General features: G+C 38.2%; 20 protein-coding genes and 1 riboswitch. Of the genes, 6 read left to right on the forward strand and 14 right to left on the reverse strand.

What is annotated here, in order from left to right:
• Window positions 1-21 precede the first annotated feature (21 nt).
• The gene (gene dnaE, locus C9J31_RS17465) at window positions 22-3,105 is read right to left on the reverse strand and encodes a DNA polymerase III subunit alpha (RefSeq protein ID WP_107949857.1); all 3,084 of its coding nucleotides are present in this window, start codon (window positions 3,103-3,105) and stop codon (window positions 22-24) included.
• A 21-nt stretch (window positions 3,106-3,126) separates the two neighbouring features.
• A complete protein-coding gene (locus C9J31_RS17470) occupies window positions 3,127-4,071 on the reverse strand; it encodes a DHH family phosphoesterase (RefSeq protein ID WP_107949855.1) in 945 nt (314 codons plus the stop codon).
• 90 nt (window positions 4,072-4,161) lie between these two features.
• On the opposite strand from C9J31_RS17470, the gene C9J31_RS17475 reads away from it, so the two are divergent.
• On the forward strand, window positions 4,162-4,467 hold the full coding sequence (locus C9J31_RS17475) for a YtpI family protein (protein ID WP_107949853.1): 306 nt from the start codon (window positions 4,162-4,164) through the stop codon (window positions 4,465-4,467).
• Window positions 4,468-4,611: 144 nt separating this feature from the next.
• Here the strand turns inward: C9J31_RS17475 and C9J31_RS17480 are convergent, their stop codons facing one another.
• Together C9J31_RS17480 and C9J31_RS17485 are read right to left on the reverse strand one after the other, a co-directional pair.
• Window positions 4,612-5,919, reverse strand: a complete 1,308-nt coding sequence (locus C9J31_RS17480) for a DRTGG domain-containing protein (protein WP_107949851.1) — start codon at window positions 5,917-5,919, stop codon at window positions 4,612-4,614.
• 153 nt (window positions 5,920-6,072) lie between these two features.
• Window positions 6,073-6,756 (reverse strand): metal-dependent hydrolase, encoded by a 684-nt coding sequence (locus C9J31_RS17485; protein WP_107949849.1) that lies wholly within the window; start codon window positions 6,754-6,756, stop codon window positions 6,073-6,075.
• A gap of 128 nt (window positions 6,757-6,884) precedes the next feature.
• Between C9J31_RS17485 and C9J31_RS17490 the strand changes: the two genes are divergently transcribed.
• Window positions 6,885-7,973: a M24 family metallopeptidase gene (locus C9J31_RS17490; protein ID WP_107949847.1), complete on the forward strand. Its 1,089-nt coding sequence runs from the start codon at window positions 6,885-6,887 to the stop codon at window positions 7,971-7,973.
• A 200-nt stretch (window positions 7,974-8,173) separates the two neighbouring features.
• Here the strand turns inward: C9J31_RS17490 and ald are convergent, their stop codons facing one another.
• Window positions 8,174-9,295, reverse strand: coding sequence for an alanine dehydrogenase (ald, locus tag C9J31_RS17495; RefSeq protein WP_107949845.1), 1,122 nt, complete (start codon window positions 9,293-9,295; stop codon window positions 8,174-8,176).
• Window positions 9,296-9,595: 300 nt separating this feature from the next.
• Between ald and C9J31_RS17500 the strand changes: the two genes are divergently transcribed.
• The gene (locus C9J31_RS17500; protein WP_107923390.1) at window positions 9,596-10,048 is read left to right on the forward strand and encodes a universal stress protein; all 453 of its coding nucleotides are present in this window, start codon (window positions 9,596-9,598) and stop codon (window positions 10,046-10,048) included.
• Between the two features lie 72 nt (window positions 10,049-10,120).
• On the opposite strand, the gene C9J31_RS17505 is transcribed toward C9J31_RS17500, so the two are convergent.
• The 5 genes from C9J31_RS17505 to mbcS all read right to left on the reverse strand — a co-directional run bounded on the left by C9J31_RS17505 (window position 10,121) and on the right by mbcS (window position 15,308).
• The gene (locus C9J31_RS17505) at window positions 10,121-11,050 is read right to left on the reverse strand and encodes a class I SAM-dependent methyltransferase (RefSeq protein ID WP_107923389.1); all 930 of its coding nucleotides are present in this window, start codon (window positions 11,048-11,050) and stop codon (window positions 10,121-10,123) included.
• Window positions 11,051-11,139: 89 nt separating this feature from the next.
• On the reverse strand, window positions 11,140-11,643 hold the full coding sequence (gene tpx, locus C9J31_RS17510; protein ID WP_107949843.1) for a thiol peroxidase: 504 nt from the start codon (window positions 11,641-11,643) through the stop codon (window positions 11,140-11,142).
• A 260-nt stretch (window positions 11,644-11,903) separates the two neighbouring features.
• The gene (locus C9J31_RS17515; protein ID WP_107949841.1) at window positions 11,904-12,515 is read right to left on the reverse strand and encodes an RDD family protein; all 612 of its coding nucleotides are present in this window, start codon (window positions 12,513-12,515) and stop codon (window positions 11,904-11,906) included.
• Window positions 12,516-12,527: 12 nt separating this feature from the next.
• On the reverse strand, window positions 12,528-13,541 hold the full coding sequence (sppA, locus tag C9J31_RS17520; RefSeq protein WP_107923387.1) for a signal peptide peptidase SppA: 1,014 nt from the start codon (window positions 13,539-13,541) through the stop codon (window positions 12,528-12,530).
• A 180-nt stretch (window positions 13,542-13,721) separates the two neighbouring features.
• Window positions 13,722-15,308 carry an acyl-CoA synthetase MbcS gene (gene mbcS / locus C9J31_RS17525; protein ID WP_107949839.1) on the reverse strand — a complete coding sequence of 529 codons (1,587 nt, stop codon included), beginning with the start codon at window positions 15,306-15,308 and terminating at the stop codon, window positions 13,722-13,724.
• A gap of 190 nt (window positions 15,309-15,498) precedes the next feature.
• A riboswitch (TPP riboswitch) is annotated at window positions 15,499-15,597 on the forward strand.
• An 87-nt stretch (window positions 15,598-15,684) separates the two neighbouring features.
• On the opposite strand from mbcS, the gene thiM reads away from it, so the two are divergent.
• The 3 genes from thiM to thiE are packed head-to-tail and all read left to right on the forward strand — an operon-like array spanning window position 15,685 to window position 17,889.
• Entirely contained in the window at window positions 15,685-16,440 is a 756-nt protein-coding gene (gene thiM, locus C9J31_RS17530) for a hydroxyethylthiazole kinase (RefSeq protein WP_107949837.1), read from the forward strand.
• Window positions 16,440-17,261, forward strand: coding sequence for a bifunctional hydroxymethylpyrimidine kinase/phosphomethylpyrimidine kinase (thiD, locus tag C9J31_RS17535; RefSeq protein WP_107949835.1), 822 nt, complete (start codon window positions 16,440-16,442; stop codon window positions 17,259-17,261). Before thiM ends, thiD begins: the two co-directional genes overlap by 1 nt.
• Entirely contained in the window at window positions 17,254-17,889 is a 636-nt protein-coding gene (thiE, locus tag C9J31_RS17540) for a thiamine phosphate synthase (protein WP_107949833.1), read from the forward strand. The genes thiD and thiE overlap by 8 nt, the downstream gene beginning before the upstream one ends.
• 87 nt (window positions 17,890-17,976) lie before the next feature.
• Here the strand turns inward: thiE and C9J31_RS17545 are convergent, their stop codons facing one another.
• The 4 genes from C9J31_RS17545 to C9J31_RS17560 all read right to left on the reverse strand — a co-directional run bounded on the left by C9J31_RS17545 (window position 17,977) and on the right by C9J31_RS17560 (window position 24,027).
• Window positions 17,977-18,195, reverse strand: a complete 219-nt coding sequence (locus C9J31_RS17545) for an alpha/beta-type small acid-soluble spore protein (protein WP_010860203.1) — start codon at window positions 18,193-18,195, stop codon at window positions 17,977-17,979.
• Window positions 18,196-18,395: 200 nt separating this feature from the next.
• The gene (gene thiI, locus C9J31_RS17550; RefSeq protein ID WP_107949831.1) at window positions 18,396-19,604 is read right to left on the reverse strand and encodes a tRNA uracil 4-sulfurtransferase ThiI; all 1,209 of its coding nucleotides are present in this window, start codon (window positions 19,602-19,604) and stop codon (window positions 18,396-18,398) included.
• The gene (locus tag C9J31_RS17555; RefSeq protein WP_107949829.1) at window positions 19,601-20,761 is read right to left on the reverse strand and encodes a cysteine desulfurase family protein; all 1,161 of its coding nucleotides are present in this window, start codon (window positions 20,759-20,761) and stop codon (window positions 19,601-19,603) included. The genes thiI and C9J31_RS17555 overlap by 4 nt, the downstream gene beginning before the upstream one ends.
• Before the next feature lie 134 nt (window positions 20,762-20,895).
• A complete protein-coding gene (locus tag C9J31_RS17560) occupies window positions 20,896-24,027 on the reverse strand; it encodes a sensor histidine kinase (protein ID WP_107949828.1) in 3,132 nt (1,043 codons plus the stop codon).
• Between the last annotated feature and the right edge of the window lie 53 nt (window positions 24,028-24,080).

Here is a 24,080-nt window from a genome sequence, read left to right on the forward strand (position 1 = left end):
TTTCTAAAATCTTGTTTAATTTCATATTTTTTTTGTCGTTTGCGCATGTTTTGCTTTTACTTGTGGCTTGCCAAAACGTAGTTCTAGTGACCCTTCAATGTAAAGCAGTTCGTCCTCTAGCAACATTTCCTCGACTAACTGAAACACCTGAGGGAATAATGTTACGGATACAGTACCAAATTCATCTTGAAGTTGAACAAAAGCCATTTGCTCACCTTTTTTTGTACGAATTTTTTTCACTTCTTCAATCATGCCAATCATTTTAACATACGTACCTTCACGCAAATTTTTCAACTCACGGCACGTAGCATTCACATTGCCCCAAGATACTCTTTCCTCAGTGACTGGATGTGCTGTTATATAAAAGCCCAAACTTTCTTTTTCATGCTGCAACTTTTCCTTTTGTGACATTGCATGTGCCTCCATATACTTCGGTTTACCAAAGTCAAAAGCTGTAGCTGTTTCAATATCGATATCCTCTGTTGGGCGTAAGAGCTCCGCCTGCTTAAGGGCCGCCTCTAAAGTCGTCAGCAACACTGCACGATCCTTGCCTAAATAATCCAGTGCTCCTGCAAAAATTAAAGACTCCATCACTTTTGGTTTAAAATGTTGCGCACTTAAAGCAACAGCCAAATCAAATAAATTATGAAAGGCATCTTGATTGGTTTTTCGCAAGGCAACTAGCTTTTCTAAAAACGGTTGCGGCACCCCTTTAACGCCCGATAAACTATAGCGAATGCCCCCACTTTCGACAGTAAAAAACTTTGTGCTGCGCTGTAAGGAAGGCGGGTAAAACGGAATACCTTTTTCCTTTGCTTCAGCGACAAGCTGCTGAATTTTATCGGCATTGCCTGTTGCATTCGATAATAACGCCGCATAGAAACTTTGTGGGAAATGTGCCTTTAAATAGGCCATATGATAAGAGATTATACTATAGGCCACCGCATGGCTTTTTGGAAAACCATAGTCTGCAAAGCGTACAATTAACGCATACACCTCTTCTGCTATGTGGCTTTCAAACCCTTGCCTACTAGCTCCACTGACAAATGCAGCACGTTGCTCCTCAAGGACCTCACGCTTTTTCTTACTAACCGCACGACGCAGTAAATCAGCCTGCCCCATCGTAAATCCAGCCATAACTGAAGCAATGTGCATAATCTGCTCCTGGTAGACAATGACGCCAAACGTCTCTTGCAAAATTGGTTCCAGTATCGGATGTGGCATTATAACAGGCTCTTTACCTGCTTTTCGTCGTGCATAGACTGGTATAAAATCCATCGGACCTGGACGATAAAGTGCATTGACTGCCACAATATCCAAAAAATGTGTAGGATGAATATCACGTAATGCTTGCTTCATCCCTTCGGATTCTAATTGGAATATTCCCACCGTATCACCAGTTTGTAATAGCTGTAACGTCTTCTCATCTTGCATTGGAATGAGATCGAATTCAATCCAAGGCCCGCCCGCTTTATAAATTGACCAACGTATTTGCTCTAAAATAGTCAAATTACGTAAGCCTAAAAAGTCCATTTTTACAAGACCTCTGGCTTCAACATCGCCCATTGGCCATTGCGTTAAATAAATATCGTCATGGCCATTTTCAATCGGTACAGTATTCACTAATGGTGTTGGTGATAGTACAATTCCAGCCGCATGTGTAGAAGAATTTCTCGGTAAGCCCTCTAGCTTTAACGCCACCTCATACCAACGACGATGGTATTCATTTTCAGCTAGCCAAGCTTGAAAATTCTGAGACTCTGCTACCGCTCTTTGTATCGTCATCCCTGGCTTATTAGGAATCATTTTTGATATTTTTTCAAGTTCCTCTGCCTCAAATCCAAAAACACGCGCTACATCTCTAGCAACTGCTTTCGCAGACAATGTTCCAAAGGTAATGATTTGTGCTACATTTGCCTTGCCATATTTTTGTGCGACGTATTGGATAACTGTTTGTCTTTTGCTATCAACAAAATCAATATCTATATCAGGTAATGTTACTCGTTCAGGATTTAAAAAACGTTCAAATAATAAACCATATTCAAGTGGATCAACACGGGTAATAGATAAGCTATAGGCAACAAGTGAGCTTGCAGATGACCCCCGCCCCGGACCAGTTAAAATATGATTTTCTTTGGCAAAGCGCATAAAATCAGCAACAATTAAAAAATAATCTGCATAGCCCATTGAACAGATAACATCTAACTCATAATGGAGTCGTTCGCGATAGGCTGTCGGTATGTCATTTTGTTGCAAGCGTGTGGTAAGTCCCAAAAAGGCTGCTTTTATAAGAAGGCTGTCAGCCGTGTCATCTGCTGGTACAGGATACTTCGGCATTTGGATTTGCGCTTTCGGAATTTCCGCTCTACAACTAGCGAGCATGACTGAACTTGTTTCAAGCCATTGTGGACGATCATCAAACCATGCAAGCATCTCTTCTTTAGTTGGTACAAAATTCCCTTGTAAATGGGCTGTTAACATTGTTTCACTGAGCTTTGCTCCTTGATCAATGGCTCTAGCAACTTCATAGGCAAAATGATCTTCTGGGCGTAAAAAATAGCTATCATGTGTGGCGACAATCTGTATATGTTCAGCTTCACACCATCGTGAAATAGCTGTTTCCGTTGCCGAAACAATGCCTGCTGGTCTTGCAATACCTACATAAAAACGTTCTATAAAGACATGGTGCAGCGCACTTGCAACCTTAGTCCATTCATCTATCTCTAGTGAGCTACTTGTAGGAAGCATTGCCAGACAGCCTGCCGAATAGCCTTTAAGCCATTTCCATGGTAATACCTCGTTCTCTTTAATCGAAACGGCACTACTAATCTTTAATAGATGTTGGTAGCCTTCTTGTGTCTGTGCATACAAAACAACCGGAATCACAGTTTCCTGCCACTGCACATTTACCGTTAGCCCTAATACAGCATGGATATTGGCCTGCTGCATTGCTTTACAAAAAGGCAAAAGCCCGTACAATTTCGAATTGACGATTGCACAGGCCTGTGTATTTTGCTCTTGTAAAAAAGGGATCAATTGCTCAAGCCGAATCGTACTTTTCAATAAATCCGCGCTCGTATGCATTTGTGTATACACATTTGTCAAAAGAATCCCTTCCTTTCATTATTATTGGTATGCCTGACAGATGTCCTGTAAACGTGTCGTTACACGGTTCGCTTCTTCCCATGAATACGCAGTTGCCCCTGAAGCGAGTGGATGACCGCCACCATTAAATTCCTTAGCCAATGTATTAATAATTGGACCTTTTGAACGTAAACGAACTCGTATTTGATTGTCTTCTTCAATAAAGACTACCCATGCACAAATCCCCTTTACACTTCCAAGACAGCCTACTAAAAGTGATGCTTCTGATGGAACCACATGATATTTTGCAAGCACTTCCTTTGTAAGCTTGACAAAAGCTGCACCATTATCGTCCATTAGGAAGTGCTGATAAATATAGCCCTGTAAATTTAATAGTTTGCGTTCCATTTCATACATACCATCGAAGATTTGATTTCGATCAAAGTCATATGTAATAAGCTCGCCAGCAATTTTAAAAGTTTTAACCGTCGTACTCGGAAATTGGAAGCGACCAGTATCTCCGACAATTCCACCAAATAATAATCTTGCCGCTGCAGCAGATAGCTTCCAATTGGCAATTTCTCTGCCTTCCTCAAAAAGTTCATAAATCATTTCACTACATGAACTCGCTGTCGTATCGACCCACAATAAGTCTCCATATGCATCATCATTTGGATGATGGTCAATTTTAATGACCATTTTGCCCTTCGTATAGCGTTGATCATCTACTCGTTCAGTGTTCGCTGTATCTGTAACAATGACTAGAGCATCTTCATAAACATGATCGTCAATTTGATCTGGCATTGCTAAAAATGACAAGGACGTATCATGCTCACCAACTGCATAAACTTTCTTTTCTGGGTAATTCGCTAAAAGTAGCTCCTTTAAGCCAATTTGTGACCCATATGCATCGGGATCCGGGCGTACGTGTCGATGAATAACGATTGTTTCATATGAAGCAATTGTGTCAATGATTTGTCTTTTCAAAATTGTTTCCCCCTAATTGATAGTAATAACCGTTAGCATTTTTCTTAAATTATCGTTACAATAATGACTAGTTATGCTAGGAGGTTTACTATGCTCAATTTAATTTTTGTGTTTGCGATTATCATAGCGTTTGTATTTTATTTTTATTTTAAAACGAGACAATTCCGTTCTACTTTACCAATTGCTAAAAATTGGTATAAAAGTAAAGCAAACGTAGGACTAGGCGCATTTATTTTATTATTCGCCTTAAACCAAGCGTATCTATTCCCTAGTACGTATACTTTTATTATTGTAGCAATTCTTGTCGTTTTAGGCATCTTTGTTATTTTAGAAAATGTAAAAAAGGTTCGTCACTATGGTCAGTATGTTAAAGAAGAATTCCGCATTAACCAATAAGTAATGACTTAATCGGACATTAACCAGAGTCTGATTTCTTTTTACTGACCATGTTAAGTCGGCGATTCATTGCCGGTGAAAAACTCGATAATGCTATAAAGGGATGACCTAGTAAATGCGCTAGTCCATCCCTTTTTTGTATGCTTAACGCTCCAGCAATTGGAACATCATCATGGCTTTACCGACAAGTACTTGTTGATTAAATACTTCGAAGTCCATCTTCACGAACTTACGGCTCATATCTAAAATTCGAGGTTTAACAGTAAGGGTGCTTTCCATTTGCACAGGCTTAATGAAGTAAATTGTCATGTTTTCTGCCACTGCATCTCCACGTTTACGACGCTTCAATGCAAATGAACCAACCTCAGCAAGTAGCGTTGTAAATGCTCCGTAAGAAATCGCCCCATATTGGTTGGTCATTTGCGGTGTTACTTTAAACTCAACAATTAAATCCTCATCGCCAAGCACCTTCATCTCATTCTTTACTAAATCATCAATTGTTTCTCCGTGCTGTGGCTGTCGTTGTGCAAGTTGTAATGCCTTTAGTACATCTTGGCGACTTATAACGCCTTGTAAAACATTATCATCATTGACAATCGGCAGTAGGTCAATGCCTTCCCAAATCATACGGTGCCCCGCAGAAGCAACACTCATTTTCATGGATCCCGCTATTGGATTTTTCGTCATGACCTTTTCAATTAGCTCGTCTTCTTCCCTACCAATAACGTCTTTTACTGTCACCATACCGACCAGTTTATTATTCATTGTTACTACTGGGAATGCACCATGCGTCGTACGCTCATTCAGCTTATGGAAATGATGAATCATTTCATCATTTCGAAGCACAGATGTATCGGTCATTGGAACATAAATATCCTCAATAAATAATATATCTTTTTTAATTAACTGGTCATAAATTGCACGGTTAATCATTGTCGCTACTGTAAAAGTATCGTAGCTCGTAGAAATTATCGGTAAATCTAATGAATCTGCCAGCTGTTTATTATCCTCCGTTGTATCAAAACCACCGGTGATTAAGACAGCAGCACCTGCACGAAGCGCATTTTCATGTGCTCTTATACGGTTACCTACGATAAGTAAGCTCCCTGCATCTGTATAGCGCATCATATCTTCTAATTGCATTGCACCAATAACAAATTTTGTTAACGTTTTATGTAGACCTGTTTTACCACCTAAGACTTGGCCATCTACAATATTAACAATTTCAGCAAAAGTCAATCGCTCAATGTTTTCTTTCTTTTTCTTCTCAATACGAATCGTTCCGACACGTTCAATCGAGCTAACTAATCGGCGATTTTCCGCTTCCTTAATGGCACGGTAAGCTGTTCCTTCACTTACCTGCATTTCTTTTGCAATTTGACGTACTGAAATTTTATCGCCCACGGGTAGTGACTCGATGTATTGTAAAATCTTCTCATGTTTTGTAGACAAAATATCACCTATCTCTCAAGCAATCAATTCTGCTCTTAGTGTACCATATTTTTTATAAAAATATTGAGTATAAAGTGATGAAATTGTTTAACTTTGCCCATCGTTTCAACTATGCACGCGATGTCACCCTATATAGTACAGCGACGCCACAAATTAGGAACAGTTTACTTTTTCACCCGCTTTTAAAATTTGCACCTCTGCATTTTGCACTAAATCTGCAAAGATTTGCGGATCTTGCTCAATTGGAGGGAATGTATTGTAATGCACTGGTACGACAATTTTTGGCTTTAAAAATGACACGGCACAAGCTGCATCCTCTGGCCCCATCGTGAAATTGTCACCAATTGGCAAAAATGCTACATCAATTGGATGTCGTTCACCTATTAGTTTCATATCACTAAATAATGCCGTATCACCTGCATGATAAATCGTTAAGCCTTCAATAAATAATAATATTCCCGCTGGCATACCCATATAAATAATTTCATTATTTTCAGTTGTATAAGAAGAGCCATGGAAGGCTTGCGTAAATTTCACTTTACCAAATTCAAACTCTTTCGCCCCTCCAATATGCATAGGATGCGTTTTTACCCCTTGCCATGAAAGCCAGTTTGCCAGCTCATTTGGTGCAATGACAAGTGCATCCTTTTTCTTAGCTAGCTCCACTGTGTCACCTACATGGTCATTATGCCCATGTGTCAGTAAAATAATATCCGGCGCTTCTTGTGCAATCTGTAAATCAGTTAGTCCATTTCCATTAATGAAAGGATCAATTAATATCGTCTTGCTGTTTGTTTGAATCTTGACAACAGAATGTCCATGATAACTTATTTCCATTTGTCATTCCTCCTTGCATTACATTTTTTGCTTCATCAATTTAATTCGCTACCCATGCGCTTTTTCCCTTTTTTTGATATGCTTGTACAGGATAAAAACTATATAGTGCTATAGAGGAGGAAATGATTATGTCAAAGGTTGAAGAAATTCAAAACTATTTACGAAAAAATCAAATTGATGCTGCTTTTGTAACGACACCTGATAATGTCTTTTACGTTTCGGGCTTTAAAAGCAATCCCCATGAAAGATTACTAGGGGTGATGATTTTTAAAGAGTCTGAGCCATTTTTAATTTGTCCTCAAATGGAGGTTCCCGATGCTAAGGATGCTGGATGGCCATATGAAGTCATTGGTCACCAGGATACAGAAAATGCAATGGAAATACTTGCACAAGCTATCAAGGCACGCACAGGAAATCCTTCAACATTTGCAATTGAAAAAGCACAGCTCATCGTAGAGCGTTTAGAGGCTTTACAGCACTCATTCCCTGAGGCAAGCTTTGTTCGCCTTGATGAGAAAATTAATGCTTTGCGCGTTATTAAGGATGAAGAGGAGTTAAATAAATTACGAAAAGCAGCTGAACTAGCAGACTATGCGATTGAAGTTGGCTGCAAAGAGATTGCTGAAGGCAAAACAGAAATGGAAATTTTAACAGCGATTGAAAGTGCTATTCAAGAAAAAGGCTGTAAGATGTCCTTTGAAACAATGGTTTTAAGTGGCACGAAAACGGCTTCCCCTCATGGTAAACCAGGTGCCCGCAAAGTAGAAAAAGGCGACATGATATTATTCGACCTTGGTGTTATCTACGAGGGGTATTGCTCTGATATTTCACGTACTGTTGCTTTTGGCGAACCTACAGAAGCACAGAAGGAAATATATCATGCAGTACTAGCAGCTAATAGCAATGCGATTGCAGCTGTTAAACCTGGTGTTCGTGCAATGGACTTAGATAAAATTGCACGCGATACAATTACTGAAGCTGGCTACGGCGAATATTTCACGCATCGACTCGGTCATGGTCTCGGTATTTCTGTACATGAATTTCCATCTGTGACAGGTGCAAATGATATGACAATGGAGCAAGGTATGGTTTTCACTATTGAGCCAGGCATTTACAAATCTGATGTTACGGGTGTTCGTATCGAAGACGATGTCGTTGTCACAAAAGATGGCGTAGAAGTCCTTACAAAATTCCCAAAAGAATTACTTGTTCTATAGGCTAAATCTTTAACCTTAAGGTCTCAAAGTCTTGGTTTATGCAGGTATTGGAGCAAGTCTTAGCGTTATTTGGCTTTGACCTTCAATTCAAGTAATAAAACAAATAAAGGAAGCATCCATTTTTCAATGATGCTTCCCTTTTTATGCTAGATAACTAGTTCACATGTTAAACGGCAAAGATGCAAGTCCTACCGCTTCAATTAGCTTAATGTCATTAAATCATCGACATGGATGTATGGTAATTCTTGTGAGTCTGCAACTGCTTTATAAACAATATGTCCGTCAAATGTATTTAAGCCTTTTTTCAGTGCCGGATTATCGATACATGCTTGCTTATAGCCTTTATTAGCAATTTGCAATGCATATGGAATTGTATTATTTGTTAAAGCAATTGTTGACGTACGTGGTACAGCACCTGGCATATTTGCTACAGCATAGTGTACAACACCATGTTTTATATACGTAGGATCGTCATGTGTAGTTACACGATCAGACGTTGCAAAAATTCCTCCTTGGTCAATTGCAATATCAACCACTACAGAACCGGGCTGCATAGAAAGAATCATTTCCTCCGATACAAGCTTTGGTGCCTTGGCTCCAGGAATTAGGACAGCACCAATGACTAAATCGGAACTTTTCACTGATTCCGCAATATTATAAGGGTTGGACATTAATGTTTGAACTTCACGACCAAATAAATCTTCTATTTGGCGTAAGCGCTCTGGACTCAAATCAATGACAGTGACATCTGCACCCATCCCAACAGCTATTTTTGCTGCATTTGTTCCAGCAATACCACCACCAATAACGGTTACTTTACCACGTGGCACGCCAGATACGCCTCCCAGTAAAATCCCTTTACCACCATGATTTCTTTCTAAAAACTGTGCACCAATTTGTGTCGCCATTTTTCCAGCAACTTCACTCATTGGTGTTAATAACGGTAAAGAACCATTTGCTAACTGTACTGTTTCATAGGCAATACCTACGACTTTCTTATTTAAAAGTGCCTGCGTCAGCTCACGCTCTGGCGCTAAATGTAAATAAGTAAATAATATTTGGCCTTCATAAAAATAATCGTATTCCGATGCTACAGGCTCTTTTACTTTTAAAATCATTTCCTGTGCCCATGCCTCTTTTGCTGTTGCGACAATGTGAGCACCTGCTGCTAGGTAATCAGCGTCTGTAAAACTTGAGCCTAGACCAGCTCCTGCTTCAATGTACACTTCGTGGCCCGCATGTGTTAATGTTACAACCCCTGCTGGTGTCATTGCTACACGATTTTCATTGTTTTTAATTTCTTTAGGAATACCAATCTTCATATTTCCTGTCCCCTTCCGTCACCTATGAAATAAGCATCGTATCATCAATTTTGCCTTCGCATAATTGATACACCCCTTGTGCACTTCCATCTTACCAAATAAGTGCAAAAATTGCTTTAATTAAAGCGTTTTCAAATTAAATTTATAACATTTTTAAAATAATTAATATTTTGATTATTAAAAAGAAATAAGGGTTTCGTAGTAAATGCCTTTAGTTTTTCACAATTTTTCTTGCGGAAAGTATTTCCTTTAGACAATCATTTGGTATAATCAGAATATAAATATAGGGAGGTAATACAAATGGCTAATCATTATAAAAGCATTGTAGTTGCTGTAGACGGTTCAAAGGAAGCTGAATACGCTTTCCGTAAATCAATCGACGTTGCCAAACGAAACGAGGGTGCTGTATTAAATCTAGTAAATGTAATTGATACTCGTTCATTTGCTGCAATTGAAGCATATGACCGTTCAATCGCAGAACGCGCACAAGCATTCTCTGAAGATTTATTAAACGGTTACAAAAAGCAAGCTGAAGAAGAAGGCTTAACAAATGTAAACCTTGTAATCGAATACGGCTCTCCAAAAAATATCATCACAAAAGAGCTTTCAAACATTGTAGATGCAGACTTAATCATCTGTGGTGCTACTGGTCTTAACGCTGTAGAACGTTTCCTAATCGGTTCTGTTTCTGAAGCAATTGTACGTTCAGCTAAATGCGACGTTCTTGTTATCCGTACACCAGAAGGTAATTAAGTAATACATAAAAAGGTATCCAAGGACTCTTGGATACCTTTTTTAATCTATTATTTTAGAACATGCGTCCGGTCATTTCCCCTCTTGCCACATTTTCACTTTTTCGAAGAACATGGCAAGCGCTTGTTTATTTTGCATGTTTGGTACCTTCGCAAGTAACACCTCTTTTGGCGCCTTAAAATGCTCACTTTGCTTTTGTAAAATAACAATGCTTTTTTCATGTGCTTTATTCGCGAACATTGTATCTGGTAATTGGATAATAGCCTGAATCCATGCATGTTTTTGAATATACTTATGCAATTGCTTTGATTGCTCTGATTCAAAAAGATGAGTTGGAGCTAGGAAAAATAAATAACCGCCGTCCTTTGTATAATTAACAGACTGCTCAATGAACAAATGATGTGCATAGCTCATTCCTTCTGGTGCACACACTTCGTAATCCAATGCTACCTCTTCATTTGGATAATAACCAACAGGTAAATCACAAACAATTGCATCCACAGGATCTACTAGTAAATCCTGTAGTGCATCTTGGCGGAATAGTGATACGGGTTGCTCCGTTAAGTCTGCAGTTGCTGCTGCTAAACGTATGAGTAACTCATCTACCTCTACACCCGATGCTTCGGTTTTCCCATCTAATAGGTTCATAACCGTCAATAGTAAATTACCTGTACCAACCGCTGGATCCATTATAGAAATTTTTTCTTTTTCTAAACGCTCTGCAAAAATTTGCTCAACAAAATAGCCGACTAATAAACCAAGCGTATCTGGCGTCATTTGATGATTTGGCTGAGAGCCTTTACGCATTCCCTTTAAAATGGCAATTTGAATTGCTTTTCGTACATCTTCTTTCGTCGCACCTTGCTGTGAGAAATCGACTTCTCCATCTAGCCATGCCTCTAAACCATCCAGTATGCCCTCTAATAGTGTTGTATTGTGCTCTTTTTCTTGCTTTTCGGCATGCTCATTCAGCATTGCAAATAATTTCTCGATTTTTTCCATACAAAACTTCCTTTCACGCAGAAAGGAGCCGTGACAAAAACTTGTCACAGCTCCTTTGTCTAGTATTATCTTAGCCTAAAAGAAGCAGATTATGCTAGTGCTTTTACAGCTGCAATTGCTGATTCATAGTTTGGATGATCTGTAGCTTCTGGAACATATTCAACATACGTTACTTTACCTGCAGCATCCACAACAAATACGGCACGAGTTAGAAGTCGTAATTCTTGAATGTACACGCCATATGCTTCACCAAATGACAGGTCACGGTGGTCAGAAACTGTTTGAACGGCATCGATGCCTGCAGCGCCACACCAGCGTTTTTGTGCAAATGGTAGATCCACAGATACTGTGTAAATAACGACATTATCGCCTAAATTTGCTGCTTCTTCATTAAAACGACGTGTTTGCGCATCGCATACACCTGTATCTAATGATGGGACAACACTAAATAAACGAATTTTCCCCTCTGAATCCTTTAAAGAAACAGCTGATAAGTCATTAGCTAATACAGTGAAATCTGGTGCTTGGTCTCCAACCTTTACTTCGTTCCCTACTAGTGTTACTGGACCATTTTTAAATGTTACTTGTGCCATATTAACGCCTCCTTCATCATATGTACATAATCTTACTAAATGTAGGGAATTAATTGCAACTGAGACAGCTTAAACTGAAAAATGATCTTTTTAAGTCCGAGTGATTTAGTTTCTAGCTTTAATTGTATTGATAAAATTATTGGAATTTTTATCATACCATTTCTGTTGTTGACACGTCATTGTTTGGGAATTTTCTATCCTTTATACTGTTGTGAATTATTAAAAAGGGCTGTCTCAAAAAAATTGAGACAGCCCAATCATCACTCTTCTATTTTTGCATCTATCGTTTGTTCCAGTTTTTCAGGCTCAGGAACTTTCTTCTGAAGAGGTGAAGCTATAGACTCTTCTTTTTTTTCTACATAAATTTTCTCATGGACAACTGTTGTCTCCGCAAAAAAATCATGTAAGCCTTGATTGTCTGGCAATATCGCTACAAAAATATACAGTGGCATAAAGATATTACTAATAAAGCGGCCAATCCAATCTCGGAAAAGCACATCTGACCATGTTAACTTATCATGCTTTAATGACACAACACGCAAACCACAAGCCATTTTCCCTAAAGTTTGACCGAGAAATTTCGTCATCAATACGAAATAGCCATAATATATAATCGCTGAAATAATTGAAATTGGTGCATACCATACTGTTTCCGATAACGACCAATCCATTAAATAAAAAATCGGGTTAACAAGTATGCCGACAACAGCACTAATAATGAGGCCGTCCAATAAGAAGGCCCAAAGGCGTATCCAAAAGCCTGCCGTTTTTAATGCGTAGTGTTTAGTTGCTAACAGCGTTTCTTCCTTATCAGGAAAACGCTCTAAATCAAAAGAGGGTTGCCCTTGTATAACGAATTCATTATTTGTCATGGTACACCCTCCTTAGTATTCACCGTATAAGTACATCATTTTTGGCGCTCTATAGTCAGCCATAATCTTCATTAGCATTTTTTCCTCAGCAGATGGACCAAACATTGAACCAATCTTCATGCCAACATAAGACTGCCAGCCACCCATATCGTATGTGTATTCAAACAGTGCTGCATCCTCTAAACCATAATCAGCACGTAAAGCGGCAATCGTTGCTTCTTCATCACCGATTTCATCGATTAAGCCTGCTTCAAGTGCCTTTGTTCCTCCAAGAATTCGACCATCCGCTACCTTTTTAACATCGGCTTCAGACATATTACGACCTTTTTCAACAATATCAACGAATTCTTCGTAGGTTTCATTAATCATATCTTGCATCATCGCACGTTCTTCTTCCGTAACATCACGCATCGGGCTTAACATATCCTTATGTTCACCTGATTTAAATGTCTGAAATTTCACGCCCACTTTTTCTGCTAGCTCCTGGTAATTAATTGATTGCATAATAACGCCAATAGAGCCTGTTATCGTATCGCGATGCGCGAAAATTTTATCTGCAGGTGCGGCAATATAATAACCGCCTGAAGCTGCCATTGAGTCCATTGATACATAAATCGGAATTTGGCGCTCCTCTTTAATTTCTAACAGCTTTTTATAAATTTCTGCTGATTCTTTTACACCACCACCTGGCGAATTAACACTCAACACAACTGCCTGTACTGTTTCATCATATAAAATATTGTCTAATTGTTCTAAGAAAAACTGGTGATCATAAGCTACCGGCTGCCATAAGGAACTAGACCCAATATCTTGAATCGTCCCATCGACTTTTAAGTACGCGATTCGTTTATTATAATCCTCACCCTCAATCACCGTTTCAAATACTTCTAAATTATTGCCAGCCATTAAGCTGTCAAAACTACCAAAGAAGTCTGCTTTAAATATTGCAAATACGGTGTTAATACCTAGTGAAACTACCAATAATACACTTGCAATAATTAAGGCTACCCACCTTTTAACATTCATGTCTTTCCGCCTCCTCAACACCTTATACGTGTCAACGTCTAAAATGTTTCACTTTTTTGCAATATTATGCAATAGTTTTATCTTATACATTTTGCCATAAAAAAGCTTTTTATACATAAAAAAAACCAAAGTTCATAAATTTGGCATGAACTTTGATTTTCGACATTATTTCCTAGGAAATTATTTTTGCGTATACTGATACTTTTCAAGCTGACGTAGTTCGACACGGCGAATTTTACCCGATGCGGTCTTTGGTAACTCCTCAACAAATTCAATCGCACGTGGATACTTGTAGGGCGCTGTTAATGCTTTTACATGATCTTGGAGTTCTTGAATAAGTGATGCAATGCCTATTCTTCTATCATGCAATACTACAAATGCCTTTACAATATTACCACGTACTTCATCAGGACTCGCAACTACTGCAACTTCTTTCACAGTTGGATGTTTCATTAATGCATCTTCAACCTCAAATGGTCCAATGGTGTAGCCTGAAGAAATAATGACATCATCACCACGTCCCTCAAACCAAAAATAACCATCTTTATCTTTATATGCACGGTCTCCAGTGATATACCAATCACCACGGAATTGTAAGCTTGTACGTTCTGGGTCTTTAAAATATTTTTTAAATAATGCTGGTGTTTCACGATGAACCGCTATATCACCAACGGCACCATCTGCAACAGGGTTACCAAAATCATCAATAATTTCTACCGTATTTCCCGGCGTTGGTTGACCCATTGAGCCAACACGTGGCTCCATACCTACCATTGTTCCAACAAGTAATGTATTTTCAGTTTGACCGTAGCCATCACGTACCTGAAGTTTAAAGTTTTGTAAGAATATTTTCGTAACCTCACTGTTCAGCGGTTCTCCTGCAGATACAGCTTGACGAATGCTACTCAAATTGTAGTGTTGTAAATTTTCAAGTGCTGCCATAAAACGATATTCAGTGGGCGTACAGCACAGAACATTAATATTAAATTTTTCAAGTAACGTTAAGTATGTAGCTGCATCAAATTTTCCTTTGTAAACAAAAGCTGTTGCTCCACTACCCAATGTTGCAAGGAATGGACTCCATATCCATTTTTGCCACCCTGGAGCTGCAGTAGCCCACACTATATCATTTTCTTCAACGCCTAACCAATTTGGTGCTGTTGTCCGCAAATGTGCGTAACCCCAACTGTGTGTATGAACAGCAGCCTTTGGATTGCCTGTTGTGCCACTTGTGTAGGCAAGAAATGCAAGATCCGTACATTTCGTTGGTGTGGCGCTTGTATAGGTAGTGGGTTTATTTTTCATTTGCTCTAGCAAAGGATGCCATGGTGCATGTGCCTGACCAATGACAAACTGCTGCACGTCCTCTAAATTTTCCACCTCATCAAATTGTTCAATATATGGCTCATAGGCAATAACCGCCTTTGCATCAGCATGTGTGATTCGATAGTCTATATCCTTTGCACGCAACATCTCAGAGCTTGGAATAATCGTTAAGCCAGCCTTTAATGCAGCAATATAAACAATGTACGCCTCAACTGATCTTGGCACCATAACTAAAATTACATCTCCTTTGACTAATCCTTGAGATGTGAATACATGTGCTGTCTGATTTGCCTTTTCAAGTAAAGTTGCATATGTAATATATTGTATATCTTCGTTTTCGTTATAAACTATTAAAGCATTTTTGGTTGGATTCTGTGCATACTTTTCAATTTCTTCTGCAATGTTATACCACTCTGGTGCGAGTAAATCTTGTCTATTCATGGCATATGCCCCCTTCGCTATGCCCATTATAAAACTCATTTTTCTTGATTTTCAATGGAAGAAGCCTTAATTTTGAAAAGTCATGACAACTATCATACTTCTTTATATGGCAACAGTCACTGCTTTTATGATAATTGGAAATCGCTATTGAACACGGAGAAAAAGTATGGTACATTTTGGTCAACTAAAATCATGATTGCAGGGGGACTCGTCTTGAGTTGAGAAGGTAAAACCTGACCCTTTGAACCTGTTAGTTAATACTGACGTAGGGAGCAATACATCTTGTTATTGATGAAAAGCTCTTTTTACGTGTACTCTTTGCACGAAAAGAGCTTTTTTTTGCATGCTTACGTCCACCCAAAAAGGAGGACTTACTATGATTTTACAAACAATACGTAAACAACAGCCACTTATTCACTGTATCACAAACTATGTCGTGGCCAATTTTCAAGCAAATGGCTTACTGGCAATTGGTGCTTCTCCTGTAATGGCCGATGAAATCGATGAAGTTACAGAAATGGTAAAAATCGCTTCCGCGCTATTATTAAATACGGGTACGATAAATGATCGTACAAAAGAATCTATGTTACGTGCGGGAGAAATGGCCAATACACTTGGCATCCCAATTATTTTAGATCCCGTTGGTGCAGGAGCGACTACTTTTCGCAAAAAAACAATACAGCATTTATTAACGCAAGTTAAATTTGCTGTTATTCGTTGCAATATTGGTGAGCTTGCTGCTATTGCCAATGTAAATTGGCAACAAAAAGGCGTCGACAGTGGCAGCGGGTCAATTTGTATTGAGGATGAGGCAAAGCAAGTTGCTCAACGCTATGATTGTATAGTTATTGTGACCGGTGAAAAAGATTTTATAACTGATGGTAAACAAATGCATTGGATTGATGGGGGACATCAGCAAATGACAGAAGTCACAGGGACAGGCTGCCTATTAAGTGCAATTTGCGCAGCCGCTTATGTTGCACAAAATGAGCCATATAAACAATTAGTAAATACTTTATTGGCCTATAAAAAAATAGCTGAACATGCTGCTTGCTCTACTCAATATATTGGTGATTTTCAAATTGCTATCTTAAATGAGTTACATCGTCTTTCAAAGGACGGTGAAAAATAGTGCATATCGTGACTACAATTGCAGGCTCAGATAGTGGCGGCGGTGCAGGCATTCAAGCAGATTTAAAAACATTTCAAGAATTAAAGGTATTTGGCACATCTGTGATTACAGCGTTAACTGCTCAAAATACATTAGGTGTGTATGATGTTTTATCCATTGATCCAAGCTTTATCGAAAAACAATTTTATGCACTATTAGAGGATTTTTCAATTAGTGCTATCAAAACAGGAATGCTTTTTTCTGCTGATGTTATTCAGACCATTGCAAATATAATGGCTGACTTGGATATACCACTTATCATTGATCCAGTAATGATTGCTAAAGGTGGCGAAAGCTTATTGCAACAACAAGCAATCGAGGCATTGCGATGTTATTTATTACCATTAGCAACTGTTATTACGCCAAATATCCCGGAAGCAGAAGTATTAACAGGCAAAAAGATTGATACCCCAGCTTCAATTAAGCAAGCTGCTCATACACTTTTGCAACTAGGCGCACGATGTGTTGTCATGAAAGGTGGTCATTTATCTGACAAAAAATTTGCGACTGATTATGTATTTTTTAAAGATGGTCGATCATTTTCCATGCAAACGGCACGTATTGCAACAAACAATACACACGGTACAGGCTGCACATTTTCTGCTGCATTAACAGCTTTTATTGGGTCTAACTTACCAATAGATCAGGCTATTTTGGAAGCGAAAAAATTTATTCAGCTTGCCATTACACATGATTTATCTATTGGCAATGGACACGGTCCGACCAATCATTTTGCCTACCATAAATACAAAGGTTTTTGCGAGGTGATTATTCATGAATAACCACGATTTAAAGCTCTATTTTATTATGGGTTCGGCAAACGTTCATAAACGACCTCCATTAGAAGTACTTGAAGAGGCGTTACAATCAGGCATTACCATGTTTCAATTTCGCGAAAAGGGGCCAGACGCATTAACTGGGCTAGCTTATGAAATTTTTGCTCAAAGTTGTCAAAAGCTATGTAAGCAGTATCATATTCCGTTTATCGTCAATGATGATATTGAGCTTGCTTTAAAACTTGGTGCGGATGGCATTCATATTGGGCAAGATGATTTTCCTGTTGCAGTTATCCGCGAGAAAATTGGAGATATGTTACTTGGTGTGTCTGTTCATACAAAAGATGAAGTGCACACTGCTTTACAGTACGCAGCTGATTATGTAGGTATCGGTCCTATTTTCGCAACCACTTCTAAAAGTAATGCCAAACCTCCAAGTGGTACTGAATTTCTACAACAAGTTCGTTCTGAACACCCTGACTTGCCTATCGTGGCAATTGGCGGAATTGATGAGTCCAATGCACAACTAGTATTTAAAGCTGGTGCACATGGAATAGCTGTAATTTCTGCTATATGTGAAAGTGTAAATATTAAAGATACTGTCTTAACTTTGACATCAATTCAACCTTCTTAAACGGAATAAAAAAAGCAAATTTAAACAAACTAAAACCAGTGCCTTTTACGGTCACTGGTTTTAAGTTTATAAATGCTTATGCTGCATTTATTGGTTGTTGTTTGGCATACCTTTTAATTGAGATTCTGCCATTTGTACAAGACGTTTAGTGATTTCACCACCAACGGAACCGTTGGCACGAGCTGATGCGTCAGCTCCTAATTGAACACCAAATTCTTGTGCAATTTCGTATTTCATTTGATCTAGTGCTTGTTGTACACCAGGTACTGCAAGCTTGTTAGAACTGCGGTTGTTGTTGTTTGTCATGTTTCTCACCTCCTTGTGAATATAGAATGTGCGTTATTTGTTTTTTAATACAAAAATTTTATAGGTAAAATGTAACTGCAAAGGAAACCTATTGACAATCAATAAAAAACCATCTCAAAATTGAATTTTGAGATGGTTTCTTTCCTATATATATAACAAATTCAAGTTTGCATAAACAGCAAAACAATTGTAGGCTTTTTTTATAAAAGATCTGCAAATTTATCTGCAGGCTGCTCTTTTTTCGGGAAAATATAGACCTCACGATTTTTCACAGCTCGTTCAATGAGTTCATCGAAATCAGAAAAGCTTTCATAATGCTCCACTTTTTCAAGTTTTGGTTTCGTTTTTGGACTAGCCGGCGTGAAAATTGTACAGCAGTCTTCGAATGGTTGAATAGACGTTTCGTATGTGCCGATTTTCTGCGCAATATCAATGATTTCTAATTTATCATTTGAAATTAGCGGACGTAATATCGGTGTGCTTGTCACAGCGTTAATTGCTGTTAAGCTTTCAAGTGTTTGACTTGCTACTTGCCCAAGACTTTCTCCTGTTACAATTGCAAGTGCACCGATTTCTTCACGTACTTTGTCCGCAATTTTTAACATCATACGACGCGTTGTTGTCATCGACACATTTGATGGTACTTTTTCTTTAATAAGAACTTGAACCTCTGTAAAAGGAATAACATGTAGACGAATACTTGCACCAAATTTCGTTAATTCATTGGCAAGTACTTTTACTTTTTCTAATGAATTTTGACTTGTATATGGTGGGCTGAAGAAATGAATTGCTTCTAAGCGAACGCCACGTTTCATCATTAAATATCCTGCTACTGGGCTATCGATACCACCTGAAAGCATCAATAAAGATTTACCGTTAGAGCCAACTGGCATGCCACCAGCACCCGCAATAACTTGCGCCATCATATAAGTTGCATCATGGCGCACCTCAACACGAAGCTCAACATCTGGTTTTTTCACTTTAACTGATAAATTTTGATACTGTGGTAACACATATCCCCCAATTTCACGCTGAATAGCATGCGAATCTAATGGGAATGTTTTATCTGTCCGTTTTACTTCAACTTTAAAAGTCAATGGTTCACTTTTAAATGTATCCATAATTGTAATCGCTAGTGATTTCATTGCTTCCATGTCTTTATTACATGCGGCAACTGGACTAAATGATTGGATTCCGAAAATTTTTGGTAATCCGTTTAGTAATACGTCCATTTGTGCCTCATCTTGAATTGCAATGAACATACGGTCTCGCTCTGTACGAATGTGTAGATGGCCTAAATCTGCAAATGCATGGCGAATATTTTCACGCAAGCGACGGATAAAATCCATCTTATTGCGTCCTTTTGTAGATAGCTCACCATATCGAATTAAAATTTCTTTCCAAATCATAAAACATATTCTCCTTTAAGTTCCATTAGTACTTCATGTAATACTTGTTTAAATTGCGCAATATCTTCGTCCGTTACATGAGCACCAAAGCTTATGCGAATAACACCTTTTTTAAAATGTTCATCGATGTTTAAAGCTTCTACTACATGACTCGTTTTCGTTTGTTTAGAAGAACATGCACTAGATGTTGACACAATAACTCCACGTTTCTGAAATGCATTTATCATAATTTCACCTTTTAAGTCGCGTATACTAAACGATAAAATATGTGGTGCGCCTTGAGGTGTCGATAAAATAGTCACAGCGTCACCATATTTTTTTAACTCTGTGCATATTTCATCCTGCCAATTACGATATTTTTTTGCACGTTCGCTCATAGTTTCTATTGCAATGCGCGCTGCTTTCGATAATGCAACAGCTTGCGGGACAGCTACTGTACCACTACGTAAGCCAAATTCCTGTCCACCACCAAGTGCATATGGCTGCCATTGCATTTTTTTACGAAAAGCTAATATACCAGAACCTTTAAAACCATGAATTTTATGACCTGATATGGTGATACAGTCTGGACCTTCATCTTCATTAAATGTTAGGGGCAATTTCCCAAAGCTTTGCACTGCATCCACATGAAATGCGGCACGACTTGCTTCATGGATAATTTTTGCCGCTTCAAAAATCGGCTGAATGGCACCCATCTCATTATTGACATGCATCATGCTTACTAAAATAGTATCCTTGCGAACTTTTTGTCTTAGCTCATCTAACGACACTACTCCTATGTTGTCGACTTGTAGATATTCTATTTCAAAGCCCTCTTTCTCAAGCTGCTTCACTGATTCTAACACAGATGGATGTTCGATTTCTGTCGTCAAAATATGGTTGCCTTTATGAGTATTACCATGCGCTAAACCGAAAATAGCTGTATTATTGGATTCAGTTCCTCCTGAAGTAAACAGGACATTTTTTGCCTCAGTATGCAAAATATTTGCTACTTGTTCACGAGCTCGCATTAATAATTCATTTGATTCTACACCCATTGTATGAATCGATGAAGGATTGGCGTAATACTGCTCATTTACTGCCATAAATGCTTGCATCACTTCTTCATAAGGTTTAGTTGTTGCACTGTTATCTAGATAGATTGTATTTTCTTTCATTGTTATTCACACACTTTCAAAACGTTAATTTAACGGTATTTATTATAGTTCAAACTTACTTATAAAACCATTAACTATAATTACACGACAAAAAAATTTCTATTCAATCCATTTTTGTCTGTTAATGATAAGAATTAATGTGACTTTGCATTATTTTTTAAAACGATAAACGATATCGTCGTACCAACCTCTAGCTTACTATTAATTTGAAGGCCCTCACCATAGTGCTGTTTTAATCGGAGATTTGTGTTTAATAGCCCAACGCCAGATTTATTAGCTGTTTGCCTTACCAGTAAGCGTTGTACCATCACTTCATCCATTCCAACACCATCATCTGTCACTGATATCTCAACATAGTTTACATAGTCTAAAACTCGAATTCGAATATTCCCACCTTGAACTTGCTTCGTAATGCCATGTCTAACAGCATTTTCAACTATTGGTTGAATGGTTAGCGCAGGAATCAACAACTGTATATTTTCTTCTATGTCCCAGGTTACTTGTAAGCGATCTCCAAATCGTTCCTTCTCAATAAAAAGATAGGATCGAACAAGACTTAACTCTTCCTCGATTGACACGAGTTCATCGAGATTTTGAAACTTAAATGATTCCCTCAAATAGTCACTAAACGCTTCGAGTAGATTACGCATCCGCTTCATATCAATTTCACTTAACGCTAAAATTGCATTTAATGTATTGAAGAAGAAATGAGGTTGTATTTGTGCCTGAAGCCACGCTGCTTCCATTCGTAATCGCTCATGAGTAGATTGTTTCACTTCAGTTAAAGCCCTAACTCGAGATCTTATTTCCAAGGCATCTACAGGCTTTACTACATAATCGTTGGCACCCGCTAAAAATCCATTTTCAATGTCCTGTGACTGACTCCGCGCAGTGAGGAGGAGGATTGGAAGTTCTGCAATGGTGAAACGTTGACGAATTCTTCGAGTCAACTCATAACCAGACATTTGTGGCATCATCACATCTGAAATAATCAAATCCCATTCTTTAGTATCTAAAATAGCCAATGCTTTTTTACCGCTTGTCACTGTTACTATATCAAATTTTTCTAATGTAAGAATGGTTTCTATTACTCTTAGATTAATCGGATCGTCGTCTACTACTAAAACACGAGGGCGATTTTCTACAATCTTGAGTTGTGGTTCAGTTCTATCATCAACATGGATAGCAGTCGCGGCCAATGCTGAGCGTGCTATATTATAAGACGAAAGAATTGTACTCACGTTCACTGCGTCTTGTTGGTCAATTGTGTCATCGGCTAATTGTAATGTAAAGCTGAATTCCGACCCTTGACCTAGAACAGATTTAACCTGCAATGTACCTCCATGTAATTCAACCAATTGTTTGCTAATGCTCAGACCCAGACCAAATCCACCTTCAATTATCGTATTGCCTAGATAAGCTTGCTCATAAGGTTCAAAAATCCTTTTCATCGTTTCCTCATCTATACCAACGCCAGTATCTGAAATGACAATTTGTGCACGTCCGTCTTTTACAAAACTACGTATAGCAATTGTACCTTCATCTGTATATTTAACAGCATTGTGTAGAACATTAAAAACGATTTGGATGACGCGATTTTCGTCGGCAAACACTTGCGGGAAATCTTCAGGAATATCGTTTATTAACCGTATTTGTTTCCCCTCCGTCATAAATTGAAGCATATCTAATACACCCGTTGCGACTGTATCGATTGAAAAGGTTTGATACTTCAAACGGTATGTATGTTCTTTTAGACTCATCGTATCCAATAAATCGTTTAACATGAGAGTCATTCGGCGACCTACAGAAAGAACAGTTTCCAAATCCTTAATACTTTTATTGTGTAGTGTTAACTGTTCTCGTTCTAATACTGCTTTTGAAATATTCAATATACCGTGAAGTGGATTTCGTAGCTCATGGGACGTATTTGCAAGAAATTCATCCTTTAGCTTATCACTTCTCTGAAGCTTTTTCGTCAATTCATGTGCTTCTGAGTGAACCTTAAAATAGCGTTTAAACCAGAATGAAGCAAAGCAGGCTACCGCTATTATTAAATCAAATGGATAATAAACAATTTTAATACCCGTTATAAGAAATAAACCCCACCAAATCAGGTTGTTACCAAATGCCATAATAGCTAAAAGTAATAAGGTATTATCCTTAATTTTCTTAATGGACGTATAAAACATAGATATAATCGTTAACGTTATCGATATGCCCATAAGAGTTGTGTATAAGGGCTGTAGAATTATAACATAATGAGCTGATAAAAGTAGTGACATTAAGATAGATAAACCACAAAGGGCAAAGAAATATGGAAAAAATTTTCTCCAACTAGTTGGGAATTGATGTTTCACACATTGTAATAAAGCATAGGCAAGACTAACCATAGAAAGGTGGACTAGCTTAAATCCCCATTCATAATTTATCGGAAACCAATAAGATAATAATTTCTCATCACTACCCAGCAAATTAGTGAACATGGCACTGATGGTCAATAGAGCAAAATAGAGTAACCGCTTCTCTCTATTACCAACTAGATATAAAATAAGTGCATAAACCGCATGCATCAAAAATACGATGGCCACCATTTGCTGCATTGTCACAGAAAATTGCGCCTCGCGTGCAATCGCCTCTTCTTTCCCAAATTTTATGGAACGAACAATACCACTGTTACGGGGATCCTTAAAATTTGCAACATGAATTACTATATCAATTACATTGCGACCATTCGTTGTGAAGGAGGCAGAGTAAGGTATATTATATGCAATCGTTTCTTGGGCAGTTTTCCCAGGTTGACCTGATTTACTTAACAACCGTCCATTTACATATAATTCTGAAGAACTTCGAATGCTCGGAATTCGAACACTGTAGGTTACTTCGTCTTTTGGATTGACAAGAACTTGTAAGCGATAGGAACCATAGCCGTATGGAGAATTCTCGGCTGATATTGACTGATTCCACCCACCCGGGACTTGGATAAATTGAGCTTTATCGTCAATAACCTTTTCCACACTCATTAGCTGAATGTCAGGATAAAACTCCCACTGCCCATCTAATGTAACCGTACGACCTTTATTTGCATCCCATTGTCGTAAATCAAGTTGTCCATTTATAGCATGTGGTTGCTGTGAATTATGAAACGTCACAATCCACAAAATTCGTGCCCCTGTAAGAATCATTAAAAACAAGCTTACTATAATAAAAATTTTTCCTTTTCTTATAAAAAAACCTGGCGAAAAGCCTAACTCCTTAAACTTTGCCATTGTTTTTAATCGTACCTCCCTTCATCTTCTTTGTTCAATTTTGTATAAAAAAT

It is taken from the genome of Lysinibacillus parviboronicapiens (assembly GCF_003049605.2).
GTDB lineage: Bacteria > Bacillota > Bacilli > Bacillales_A > Planococcaceae > Lysinibacillus > Lysinibacillus parviboronicapiens.